This window comes from Flavobacterium sp. 90, assembly GCF_004339525.1.
Lineage (GTDB): Bacteria > Bacteroidota > Bacteroidia > Flavobacteriales > Flavobacteriaceae > Flavobacterium.
Genome location: NZ_SMGE01000001.1, coordinates 5,670,823 through 5,682,915 on the forward strand (window position 1 = coordinate 5,670,823; position 12,093 = coordinate 5,682,915).

General features: G+C 32.6%; 13 protein-coding genes. 7 read left to right on the forward strand and 6 right to left on the reverse strand.

Annotation, left to right across the window (positions count from 1 at the left end; genetic code table 11):
• Nucleotide 1 precedes the first annotated feature (1 nt).
• From C8C83_RS23085 to C8C83_RS23110, 6 genes are all read right to left on the reverse strand, one after another.
• Nucleotides 2–931, reverse strand: a complete 930-nt coding sequence (locus tag C8C83_RS23085) for a UDP-3-O-(3-hydroxymyristoyl)glucosamine N-acyltransferase (RefSeq protein ID WP_121330894.1) — start codon at nucleotides 929–931, stop codon at nucleotides 2–4.
• Nucleotides 932–1,067: 136 nt separating this feature from the next.
• Nucleotides 1,068–1,634: an elongation factor P gene (gene efp / locus C8C83_RS23090; RefSeq protein ID WP_099712374.1), complete on the reverse strand. Its 567-nt coding sequence runs from the start codon at nucleotides 1,632–1,634 to the stop codon at nucleotides 1,068–1,070.
• 152 nt (nucleotides 1,635–1,786) lie between these two features.
• Nucleotides 1,787–2,572, reverse strand: coding sequence for an acyl-ACP--UDP-N-acetylglucosamine O-acyltransferase (gene lpxA, locus C8C83_RS23095; RefSeq protein ID WP_029270176.1), 786 nt, complete (start codon nucleotides 2,570–2,572; stop codon nucleotides 1,787–1,789).
• A gap of 75 nt (nucleotides 2,573–2,647) precedes the next feature.
• Complete coding sequence (locus tag C8C83_RS23100) at nucleotides 2,648–4,036, reverse strand: bifunctional UDP-3-O-[3-hydroxymyristoyl] N-acetylglucosamine deacetylase/3-hydroxyacyl-ACP dehydratase (protein ID WP_121331434.1); 1,389 nt, start codon at nucleotides 4,034–4,036, stop codon at nucleotides 2,648–2,650.
• Nucleotides 4,029–5,072, reverse strand: coding sequence for a UDP-3-O-(3-hydroxymyristoyl)glucosamine N-acyltransferase (gene lpxD, locus C8C83_RS23105; protein WP_121330895.1), 1,044 nt, complete (start codon nucleotides 5,070–5,072; stop codon nucleotides 4,029–4,031). Before lpxD ends, C8C83_RS23100 begins: the two co-directional genes overlap by 8 nt.
• Nucleotides 5,073–5,111: 39 nt before the next feature.
• A complete protein-coding gene (locus C8C83_RS23110; protein WP_121330896.1) occupies nucleotides 5,112–6,341 on the reverse strand; it encodes an HD domain-containing protein in 1,230 nt (409 codons plus the stop codon).
• A 221-nt stretch (nucleotides 6,342–6,562) separates the two neighbouring features.
• On the opposite strand from C8C83_RS23110, the gene C8C83_RS23115 reads away from it, so the two are divergent.
• The 7 genes from C8C83_RS23115 (at nucleotide 6,563) to C8C83_RS23145 (ending at nucleotide 11,950) form a co-directional block, all read left to right on the forward strand.
• Entirely contained in the window at nucleotides 6,563–8,116 is a 1,554-nt protein-coding gene (locus C8C83_RS23115) for a bifunctional response regulator/alkaline phosphatase family protein (protein WP_121330897.1), read from the forward strand.
• Between the two features lie 122 nt (nucleotides 8,117–8,238).
• Entirely contained in the window at nucleotides 8,239–8,901 is a 663-nt protein-coding gene (locus C8C83_RS23120; protein ID WP_121330898.1) for a hypothetical protein, read from the forward strand.
• Nucleotides 8,902–8,921: 20 nt separating this feature from the next.
• Nucleotides 8,922–9,329: a tRNA (adenosine(37)-N6)-threonylcarbamoyltransferase complex ATPase subunit type 1 TsaE gene (tsaE, locus tag C8C83_RS23125; RefSeq protein WP_121330899.1), complete on the forward strand. Its 408-nt coding sequence runs from the start codon at nucleotides 8,922–8,924 to the stop codon at nucleotides 9,327–9,329.
• 4 nt (nucleotides 9,330–9,333) lie between these two features.
• A complete protein-coding gene (locus C8C83_RS23130) occupies nucleotides 9,334–9,759 on the forward strand; it encodes a hypothetical protein (RefSeq protein ID WP_121330900.1) in 426 nt (141 codons plus the stop codon).
• Nucleotides 9,760–9,770: 11 nt separating this feature from the next.
• Nucleotides 9,771–10,244, forward strand: coding sequence for a GNAT family N-acetyltransferase (locus C8C83_RS23135; RefSeq protein WP_121330901.1), 474 nt, complete (start codon nucleotides 9,771–9,773; stop codon nucleotides 10,242–10,244).
• Nucleotides 10,245–10,327: 83 nt separating this feature from the next.
• The gene (locus C8C83_RS23140) at nucleotides 10,328–11,527 is read left to right on the forward strand and encodes an alanine dehydrogenase (RefSeq protein WP_121330902.1); all 1,200 of its coding nucleotides are present in this window, start codon (nucleotides 10,328–10,330) and stop codon (nucleotides 11,525–11,527) included.
• Between the two features lie 36 nt (nucleotides 11,528–11,563).
• Nucleotides 11,564–11,950, forward strand: a complete 387-nt coding sequence (locus tag C8C83_RS23145; RefSeq protein WP_121330903.1) for a DUF4258 domain-containing protein — start codon at nucleotides 11,564–11,566, stop codon at nucleotides 11,948–11,950.
• Nucleotides 11,951–12,093: the final 143 nt, after the last annotated feature.

A 12,093-nucleotide genomic window follows, 5' to 3' on the forward strand; every position in this document is an offset into this window, starting at 1 on the left:
ATTATTTCAATTTATTTAAAATTTCAGGAATTTTCTTGATGTTGGCTAATTGTTTTAGCTTTTCTCTTGATTCTTCGATAGGAGTTCCAAAATAAGATTTCCCTCCTTCAACTGACTTAGTAACACCTGTTTGCCCCATAATAACAGCCTTCGCTCCTATTGTGATTCCGCTAGTTGTTCCTACTTGTCCCCAGATTGTAACTTCATCTTCGATAATAACACAGCCTGCAATACCAGTTTGTGAAGCGATCAAACATTTTTTTCCAATCACGGTATCATGTCCAACATGTACCTGATTGTCCAATTTTGTTCCTGCTCCAATTGTCGTATCGCCTGTTACACCTTTGTCAATCGTACAAAGCGCACCAATACCAACATTATCTTCAATAACAACTCTTCCGCTAGAAATTAACTGATCAAAACCATCCGGACGTTTTTTGTAATAAAATGCATCGGCGCCCAAAATAGTTCCGGCATGAATCATTACGTTATCACCAATTACAGTATGATCGTAAATGGTAACATTAGGATGTATCAAACAGTTTTTACCAATTGTAACATTGTTTCCAACAAAACAATTGGGTTGTATCACGGTTCCTTCTCCAATAGTTGCAGAAAGAGCAATTGATACATTTGTGGCTTGAAAAGGTCTAAAATGTTTCGTGAGAGTATTAAAATCTCTGAAAGGATCATCAGAAATTAAAAGCGCTTTACCTTCCGGACAATCTACTTGTTTGTTGATCAAAACAATAGTCGCAGCTGATTGTAAAGCTTTATCGTAGTATTTAGGATGGTCTACAAAAACTATATCTCCAGGTTCAACAACATGAATCTCGTTCATGCCTGAAACCGGAAAGTTTTCATCACCAATAAATTCGCATTGAAGCAAATTTGCAATTTCTTGTAAAGAATGAATCTTTGGAAATTTCATATATTTAAATTAGAAAATTTGTCAATTAGAAAATCTGTCAATTAGAAAATGAGTCAATTAGAAAATAAAAATTATTCAATTTCTGCGTATGCATTAATTTTCTAATTGACTCATTGACAAATTATCTAATTAAAAATTACTCCTTTACACGCTCCATGTAAGAACCTGAAGCTGTATCAATTTTAATCTTATCACCTTCGTTGATGAACAACGGAACGTTTACTGATGCTCCAGTTTCTACTGTTGCATTTTTTGTAGCATTTGTAGCTGTATTTCCTTTTACTCCCGGCTCAGCGTAAGTAACTTCAAGAATTACAGAAGATGGCATATCTACCGATAAAGGTAAATCAGTTTCAGTATTTACCTGAACCATTACGCTTGTTCCCTCTTTTAATAATCCTGGAGCATCTAAGATATTTTTATTTAAAGAAATTTGCTCAAAAGATTCTGTGTTCATAAAATGAAATTCATCTCCTTCAGCATATAAAAACTGGTAATTATGTGTTTCTACACGAATAACGTCGATTTTATGTCCTGCTGAAAATGTATTATCTAATACTCTTCCTGTAGTTAAACTTCTTAATTTTGTTCTTACGAAAGCTGGACCTTTTCCAGGTTTTACGTGAAGAAATTCAACGATTTTATAAATATCGTGATTGAATTTAATACACAATCCGTTTCTAATATCTGATGTAGATGCCATTTTTTTTTATTTTAGATTTTAGAATGTAGATTTTAAATTCTCAACAAGAGCAAACCTTCCATTCTGTTATTTTTTTTAATATTTTGTTGAATCGTTAAATCGTTTATTTGTTTTCGATTTAACGATAAACAAATAAACGATTAAACTTTTATCTAATAGTTTCCTGAATAACCTTTCATAATTCCTCGTGATGAATTTCTGATAAAGTCAAGAATTTCATCTCTCTCAGGAGTTGCTTCCATTTCAGCTTCTATAATACTTAAAGCCTGTGTTGTATTGTAATTCTTTTGGTATAAAATTCTATAGATCTCCTGTATTTCTCTGATTTTCTCAGTACTAAAACCTCTTCTCCTTAAACCAACTGAATTGATTCCTACGTATGATAATGGTTCTTTTGCAGCTTTTGTATAAGGCGGAACATCTTTTCTAACCAAAGATCCACCAGAAATCATAGCGTGATCACCAATGTGAATAAATTGATGAATTGCAGCTAAACCACCAATTACGGCGTGATTACCAACAACTACGTGACCTGCAAGAGCTACTCCGTTTACAATAATGGCGTTATTACCAATCTCGCAATCGTGAGCAATATGCGCATATGCCATAACTAAACAATTATTCCCAAGAATAGTTTGTCCAGACGCAACTGTACCTCTATTTATAGTAACACATTCTCTGATTGTGCAATTGTCTCCAATAATGGCAAGAGAATCTTCTCCTCCAAATTTTAAATCTTGTGGCACCGCAGAAATTACCGCTCCTGGAAAAATATTACAATTTTTACCAATACGAGCACCTTCCATGATGGTCACATTTGAACCAATCCAAGTACCATCACCAATAACAACATTATTGTGAATTGTTGTAAAAGGCTCTATTACAACGTTTTTAGCGATTTTGGCGCCGGGATGAACATATGCTAATGGTTGATTCATCTGTATGTTTTATATTTTAAATTTAAAATAATCTAATTTGGGCAACAAACGTAAACAATAAAATCGATTAAATGATTATTGTTTTCTAGCAATTTGAGCCATTAATTCTGCCTCAGTTACTAATTTTCCGTTTGCGTAAGCATTTGCCTGCATATGACAGATTCCTCTTCTGATAGGAGAAATCAATTCACACTTGAAAATCAAGGTGTCACCAGGTAATACTTTGTGTTTGAATTTAACATTGTCAATTTTCATGAAATATGTCAAATAATTTTCAGGATCCGGAACTGTGCTTAAAACCAAAATTCCACCTGTTTGCGCCATTGCTTCCACAATTAAAACTCCTGGCATAACCGGAGCTTCAGGAAAATGTCCAACAAAGAAATTCTCATTCATTGTTACATTTTTCATTCCTACCACATGACTGTCAGACATTTCGATAATTCTGTCAATTAACAAAAATGGAGGTCTGTGTGGCAATACGGCCATGATTTTATGAATATCCATCAACGGCTCAAGATTTAAATCGTAAACCGGTACGTGATTTCTTTGCTCAATTTTGATAATTTTCGCTAATTTTTTGGCAAACTGTGTATTCACATAGTGTCCAGGTTTGTTAGCAATAATTTTTCCTTGAATTCTAACCCCAATTAAAGATAAATCTCCAACAACATCTAACAATTTATGTCTTGCAGCTTCGTTTGGATAATGTAAAGTAAGGTTATCTAAAACTCCGTTTGGCTTAACAGAAATCTTATCTTTCCCGAAAGCTTTCTTTAAGTTTTCCATTGTAGAATCAGATATTTCTTTATCTACATATACAATAGCGTTGTTTAAATCTCCACCTTTAATTAATCCGTTTTCAAGAAGAGATTCTAATTCATGTAAGAAACTAAAAGTTCTTGAATTAGCGATTTCATCTTTAAAATCGGCTATACTTTTCATAGTTGCGTTTTGAGTACCTAAAACTTTAGTACCAAAATCAACCATTGCAGTTACTTGATAATCATCACTTGGCATAACCAAAATCTCACTTCCTGTAGTTTCATCAGTAAACGAAATAACTTCTTTTACAACATAAACATTACGTTTAGCATCTTGTTCTTCGATTCCGGCATTTTCAATTGCTTCAACAAAATATTTTGAAGAACCATCCATTATTGGAAGCTCAGAAGCGTTTAACTCAATGATAACATTATCCAAATCACATCCAACTAAAGCAGCTAAAACGTGTTCTGGTGTTTGAATTTTTACACCTAATTTTTCTAAATTAGTACCTCTTTGCGTGTTAACAACATAATTAGCATCAGCCTCAATGACTGGTTGACCTTGCAAATCTACTCTTACAAAAGTGAAACCATTATTAATTGGAGCTGGTTTAAAAGTCATTGTAACTTCTTTTCCAGTGTGTAATCCAACGCCTGTTAGTGAAATTTCATTTTTGATGGTCTTCTGTTTAACCATTATTTCCATTTTTTGGGTTTATTATTTGTTTTTTTAATTCTTCAATTTCGGTTACGATTTTAGGCAAATTCTTAAAATGAACATACGATTTGTTAAAATCAGTATATCCAAGTGACGGCGTGCCCTGCAAAATCTCACCATCCTTGATGTTTCTTGCAACTCCTGACTGAGCTTGCAATCTCACATTATTACCTATTGTTAAGTGACCTGCGATACCAACTTGCCCGCCAATCATACAGTTTTCTCCAATTTTTGTAGAACCGGCAACACCTGATTGCGCTGCAATCACCGTATTTTTCCCAATTTCTACATTATGAGCAATCTGAATTTGATTGTCTAATTTAACTCCTTGTCTAATAATTGTAGAACCTAGAGTTGCTCTGTCTATTGTTGTATTTGCTCCAATATCAACATTATCTTCTATGATAACATTACCAATTTGAGGCACTTTGCTATATACTCCTTCTTCATTAGGTACAAAACCAAAACCATCAGCACCAATAATAGTTCCTGAATGAATCGTGCAATTGTTTCCTATTATAGTTTCGGAATAAATTTTAGCGCCTGCAAAAATATATACATTATTGCCAATAACAACATTATCGCCAATAAAACTATTTGGATAAATTTTTACGTTGTCACCTAAAACTACGTTTTGCCCTATATAACTGAAGCTTCCTAAGTATAGATTTTCTCCGTGTTTAGTTCCTTCAGACATAAAAGACTGTGGTTCGATGCCATTTTTATTCAATTTTACCTGATTATAAAAGTGTAAAAGCTTCGAAAAAGACGCGTAAGCATCTTCGACTTTTATTAAAGTTGTCGTAATTTCCTGTTCAGGTATAAAGCTATCATTAACAATAGTAACGGATGCTTTTGTAGTATATATGTAGTTGATATATTTAGGATTAGCTAAAAAAGTAAGTGAACCTTCCTCGCCTTCTTCGATCTTAGATAGCCGAGAAACTTCTGCATTGGGATTCCCAACAACTTCTCCTTCTAAAATTCCTGCTATTTGTTCTGCTGTAAATTTCATTGCGACAAAAATATAAAAAATAGATTTTAAATGTTAATTTTAGATAAGTTGTTTTGGGAAACAGATGTAATATTTTGTCACCAATTTAGATAACGATTTCAAATTCAACTGATCAGACGCTTCCACAACATCCTCAATTGTTCTATCTTTTTTCAAAATTCGTATTGGTTCGGCTTCTTTACTATAAGCCTGATTTTTTATTTTACCTCTAAAAATGAAATATCCTGCATCTACAGCCGAAATATGATGCGCTTCAGCAAATTCTTCTTTTAAAGATTGTGATTCTTCCATCGGAATTTTTTCTGCGCTCAATTTAATCTTAAGTAAATCTCTGTTAATGATCATTTTACTTAATGTAGAAAGTATAAAATCGCTATGTCTTTGCCACGCTTTTAACGCACTAATAATATCAAAATCATCTAATTGAGAAAACAAATCAAGCTTTTCGGCATCAAAATCCTCCAAAGCAACTTTGTTTTGCATAAAATACATAAGAGGCTCGCTACAAGGCAACGCAACTCCTTTTAAAGTCAATTCTTTAGCTCTTTTTAATACTTTCATTAAAATTAATTCGGCCACCAAACTTGTTTTATGCAAGTAAGCCTGCCAATACATTAATCTTCGCGAAAGCAAGAATTTTTCAACCGAATAAATCCCTTTTTCTTCAATCACCAATACATCATTCTCCACATTCATCATCTGAATCAAACGTTCAGAATTTACATTTCCTTCTGCAACTCCTGTATAAAAACTATCACGTTTCAAATAATCCATTCGATCCATATCTAACTGACTTGAAATCAATTGCAACATGAATTTCCTGTGATATTCACCTTTAAAAACCTGAATAGCCAAACTCAATCTTCCATCAAATTCTTCATTAAGCTGATTCATAAATAATAACGAAATAGCTTCATGATTCACATCTTCAACAATACTCTTTTCCATAGCATGCGAAAACGGTCCATGACCAATATCATGGAGTAAAATAGCAATGTATAATGCGTTTTCTTCTTCGGAAGAAATCGCAACTCCTTTAAAACGAAGCGTATCAACAGATTTCTGCATTAAATGCATACATCCCAACGCGTGATGAAAACGGGTATGATTTGCCCCGGGATAAACCAAATACGATAATCCCATTTGCGAAATGCGGCGTAAACGCTGAAAATACGGATGTTGGATTAAGTCGTAAATAAGTTCGTTCGGGATGGAAATAAACCCATAAATGGGATCATTGAATATTTTTAACTTATTGATCTGAGTCACTATTTGGTTATTTTTAGATCAACAAATATAAGTAAATAACTATAATCAACTTCGTGTTTTTTACTTAAAAATGAACAATTATTCAGCCTGATTCTCAATATAGTAACAAAATAAAAAAAAGATATTCCACAAAAATCATAAATCATTATTCTGAAATTTATACTATTTTTAATACTTTTTAAGTTCTATACTTCTAAATTGCATTAAAAATAAAATCGTTTATGGACAAGATAAAAATACTTTGGGTCGATGATGAGATCGATCTTTTGAAACCACATATATTATTTCTGGAGAAAAAAAACTACGCTGTAACTACTTGTAATAATGGTTTGGACGCTATTTCATTATTTGAAGAAGACAATTTTGATATTGTTTTCCTTGATGAAAATATGCCCGGAATGAGTGGTTTGGAAACGCTTTCGGAAATGAAAGAAAAAAAATCGGCAATCCCGATGATTATGATTACCAAAAGTGAAGAGGAATATATAATGGAAGAAGCGATTGGTTCTAAAATCGCCGATTATCTTATAAAACCTGTAAATCCGAATCAGATTTTATTGAGTTTGAAGAAAAATCTGGATCATTCGAGATTAATTTCAGAGAAAACCACTTTAGATTATCAGAAAGAATTTCGTAAAATATCTATGGAATTAGCTATGGTAAATTCCTTTGAAGATTGGGTTGAATTATACAAAAAATTGATTTTCTGGGAATTAGAACTAGAGAATATAAATGATCAGGGAATGATAGAAATCCTTGAATCTCAAAAGGTTGAAGCCAACTCACAATTCGGAAAATATATTGAACGAAACTACGAAGACTGGTTTGCACCAAAAGCCGATAAACCTATTCAATCGCATAATTTATTTAAAGAATTAGTTGTTCCGGAACTTAAAAAGAAAGACAAACCAATCTTGTTTGTTGTTATTGATAATTTGCGTTACGACCAGTGGAAATCTTTCGAAACTGTAGTTTCTAACTATTACAAATTAGAAAAAGAAGTTCCGTATTTCTCCATCCTTCCAACAGCAACGCAATATGCCAGAAATGCCATTTTCTCTGGTTTACTGCCTATTGAAATGGAAAAACAATTTCCGCAATACTGGAAAAATGATGTTGAAGACGGCGGAAAAAATCTTTTTGAAGCTGAATTCCTTTCAGCACAATTAAAGCGTTTAGGATTAAATATTAAGGAAGATTATTTTAAAATCACAAATTACGCTGGCGGAAAAAAATTGGCTGAAAACTTCAAAGCCTTAAAAGGAAATGATTTAGTTACGGTTGTCTACAATTTTGTCGACATGTTATCGCATGCCAAAACGGAAATGGAAGTCGTAAAAGAACTTGCTTCTGATGATAAAGCATATCGTTCTCTGACATTAAGCTGGTTTAAGAATTCTCCGCTTTTAGAGATTATTCAGCAAGCACAAGTTTTAGGTTTTAAATTAATTCTGACCACGGATCACGGAACAATTAATGTAAAAAATCCTTCGAAAGTTGTTGGAGATAAAAATACAAGCTTAAATTTGCGTTACAAAACAGGTCGTAGTTTAACTTACGAACAAAAAGATGTGTATGTTGTCAAAGAGCCAAAAGACATTGGTTTACCGGCTATAAACATGAGTAGTTCGTTTATTTTTGCTAAAAATGATTACTTTTTGGCTTACGTAAACAACTATAATCATTATGTAAGTTATTACAGAAATACGTATCAACACGGAGGAATTTCGTTAGAAGAAATGATTATTCCGTTTTTAGTTTTTAATCCGAAATAGAAAATGAGTTTTCAGTCCCGGTCACAGTTTTCAGTTTCTAACTGAGACTTAGAACTGCGACTACGACAGAGACTTATATAATAAGTATAGAATTTAATCCAAAATAGAGAGACGCCTTTTATATGACGAAACCATTAAATTTTTTATTCTTTTTAGTTTTATTAGCTAATATTAATTATAGTTGCGCTCAAGATTGTCCTCAGGGAATTAATTTGATTCCCATGTATGGTGAAGTCAAAAAATGCCCTCAGCAAATACAAAGTGATAATCAATTTATTGAAGAAGCTGAAAAACAATTTAAAAATAAAAAAGAGGCTTCGGAATATTACGCCAGTAAAGGATGGGAATATTTCTATAAAGATGATCTTGATACTTCAATGAAAAGATTCAATCAGGCTTGGCTTTTGGATAATGAAAACCCAAACGCTTTTTGGGGATTTGGAATTATTTCAGGAAAGAAAAAAGAATATGAAAAATCTGTTATTTATTTACAAAAATCCATTGCATTAAATCCAAATAACGGAAAAGTATTTTATTGTGCAGCTACAAGTTACGGTCAAATATTCATGGAGAAAAATGATAAAAAATTTTTAGATCTAGCTATCCAAAATTTAAATAAAGCTGTTAAAATTGAACCAAAGAATGGTAGTTATTATGCGCAATTGGCAAATTCTTATGCTTATTATTCTCAAAAAGACAGCTTAAATAAATACATCAAAAAAACAGACGAAATTGATCCTAACTTAATCAATCCGGAAGTTAGGAAGCTTGCAAAAAAGAAATAAAATCAAATTAAATATTAACAATGAATATCGTTTTTTCATTAGATCAAATTCAAGAAGTAGCAGAACAAATTTTAGCTTCAAATCCTAAAAAGATCATTCTTTTTAATGGAGAAATGGGAGTTGGAAAAACTACACTTATCAAGCAATTATGCAGAAGTTTAGGAGTTGAAAGCGCTACAAGCAGCCCAACTTTTTCTTTAGTTAACGAATACACCACTTCGAACAATCAAATCGTTTATCACTTTGATTTCTATAGATTAAACAAAGAAACCGAAGCGCTAGATATGGGTGTTGATGATTATTTGTATTCTGGAAATTGGTGTTTTATCGAATGGTCTGAAAAAATTGCGAATTTACTTCCTGAAGAAACTTCTACCATTAATATTGAGTTATTGGCGGATGGAAAAAGAAGCTTAGAATTAGTTTAAAAATATGAAGACATTAAATATCCTTATAGCTTTTTTTCTATTTTCTTCATTTTGTAGAGCGTCAGATACTATAGGTTATTGGCATGTTTTTTATAATAAAATAAAAATCAAGGAATATAATGGATATCCTAATAAGTCTCCGCTTATTTTAAAAGCAAGTGATTACAAAATTGGCGATTCTATTACAGTAAAATACTACTCAGATACTCCATGTCACGATTGCTTGACAGGAATAGTGCTGAAAGCAAAGGATAACCAAGTTACAATGGCTGGAAAGAGTATTGGGACACGAAATCCAATAACATTCCCGGTAATGTTCTTGATGGATCCAAAAAGAAAAAGAAATTCCTTCAAAGTTTTATATCTGAATAGCAATGGAAATCAAGCAGCTTCAGAAGAATTATTTGAAGTAGAAGTAATTTACGAATAAAATAATATTCAATGAATACCCAAAATACCGTAGAAATAATCCCTTTTTCTCCAGATTTAAAAGATCACATCAAAACCTTAAATATAGAATGGCTTCAAAAGTATTTTAGAGTTGAAGAAAAAGATGAAATCGTATTTTCAAATCCGCAGGAAGAAATTATCAATAAAGGAGGACTTATCTTTTATGCTAAATATAATAACGAAATTATTGGAACAGCCTCTTTAATGAAGATTGATGACACAACATTTGAGTTGAGTAAAATGGCTGTTTCTGATAAAGCACAAGGACTTGGAATCGGGAATAAACTATTAATTCATTGTTTGGCTATAGCCGAAGAAAACGGTATTAAGAAAGTACTCTTATATTCAAATACAAAATTACTTCCCGCAATTCATCTCTATAGAAAATTTGGTTTTGAAGAAATTCCTTTAGAAAATGGGATTTACGAAAGAGCCGACATTAAAATGGAAAAACTAATGCCTTAATTATTAAAACAGTATTAGCACAATTTTTACATTGATTTTAAAACTTTTTACGTAATTTGTACTCTTAATATTTTGCACAACCCATGTCAATTACCTTAACTCCATTTACGAAACAACAATTGTTGCCACAAGAAGAAAAACTTGAAATTGGCCGATTCAAAAGTGAACTTTTTATAGGAATTCCTAAAGAAACAAGTTACCAGGAACGTCGTATTTGCCTGACTCCAGATGCCGTAAACTCTTTGACTTACGAAGGTCATCGTGTTATGATTGAATCTGGTGCCGGAGAAAGCTCTAGCTATTCTGATAAAGAATATGCAGATGCTGGTGCAGAAGTAACAAAAGACACTAAAAAAGTTTTTGGCTGTCCGTTATTACTTAAAGTTGAACCTCCAACATTGGCTGAAATTGAAATGATAAATCCCGAAACGATTATTATTTCGGCAATTCAGTTAAAGACAAAAAGGAAAGCATACTTTGAAGCCTTAGCTCTGAAAAAAATAACCGCACTTGCTTTTGAATATATTAAGGACGAAGACGGTTCTTATCCTGCTGTAAAATCATTAAGCGAAATTGCAGGAACGGCTTCCATATTAATTGCTGCCGAATTAATGATCACAGACGAATTTGGAAAAGGACTTTTGTTTGGTAATATTACCGGCGTCCCTCCTACTGAAGTCGTGATTCTTGGTGCGGGAACTGTAGGTGAATTTGCCGCTAAAACCGCAATTGGACTTGGCGCAAACGTAAAAGTTTTTGATAATTCGATTACCAAATTACGTCGTTTACAAAATAATTTAAACCAAAGAATATTTACTTCTACCATTCAGCAAAAAGCATTATTAAAAGCTTTAAGACGTTGTGATGTAGCTATTGGTGCGATGCGCGGAAAAGAACGCTGCCCGATTGTCGTGACAGAAACTATGGTTGAGCACATGAAAAAAGGAGCTGTAATTGTCGATGTGAGTATTGACACAGGAGGTTGTTTCGAAAGTTCTGAAGTTACAACTCACGAAAAACCAACTTTTATAAAAAGTAATGTTTTACACTATTGTGTACCAAATATTCCGTCAAGATATTCCAAAACTGCCTCACTTTCAATTAGTAACATCTTAACTCCTTACTTAATTCAGATAGCTGAAGATGGTGGCTTAGAGAGCGCAATCAGATGTAATAAAGGTTTAAAAAACGGAGTTTATTTGTACCACGGAATCCTTACCAACAAAGCAATTGGCGAATGGTTTGATTTGCCTGATAACGATATTAATTTACTTGTATTTTAAGGGAACTTTAGCTTACCTTTGCAAAAATTTTATTTCATGAAGTTCGTACATCGTTTTGCATATTATTTGATTGGTTTGATTATGGGATGCTTTTTTGTAGCCCTTGTTTTTAGTGGAAAAGATACTCGTTGTAATTATTTCCCGAACGCCAGAGTTTTGAATAATTTAAGAACAAAACCGTTTCAATATTCTCCAAAAGCAATCCAGACTTTAAACGAAAAATGGGTTGATACTTTAGATATTAAAAACACATTAACATACGGAGACGTTGATTTTGATCAAAGTAATATTCCTTTCAAAAAAGGTAAACTATATATTATAGAAGGAAAAACAGTTAAAAACCAAGAGATTATTCTTAAGGTAATTAACTACGAAAACAAAGCAATTCTAGACGAGATCGTTAAGAAAACAGCAGAAAAATAGTTGCTAAAACGAGCTTTTTTGTCATTTCGAGGAACGAGAAATCACACTCGGGATTCGGCAAAGATTAGCGATTAAGATTGCGTAGTTTCCTGTGTGATTTCTCTTTTCAATCGAAATGACAAGATTGTGAAATTATAATTTAA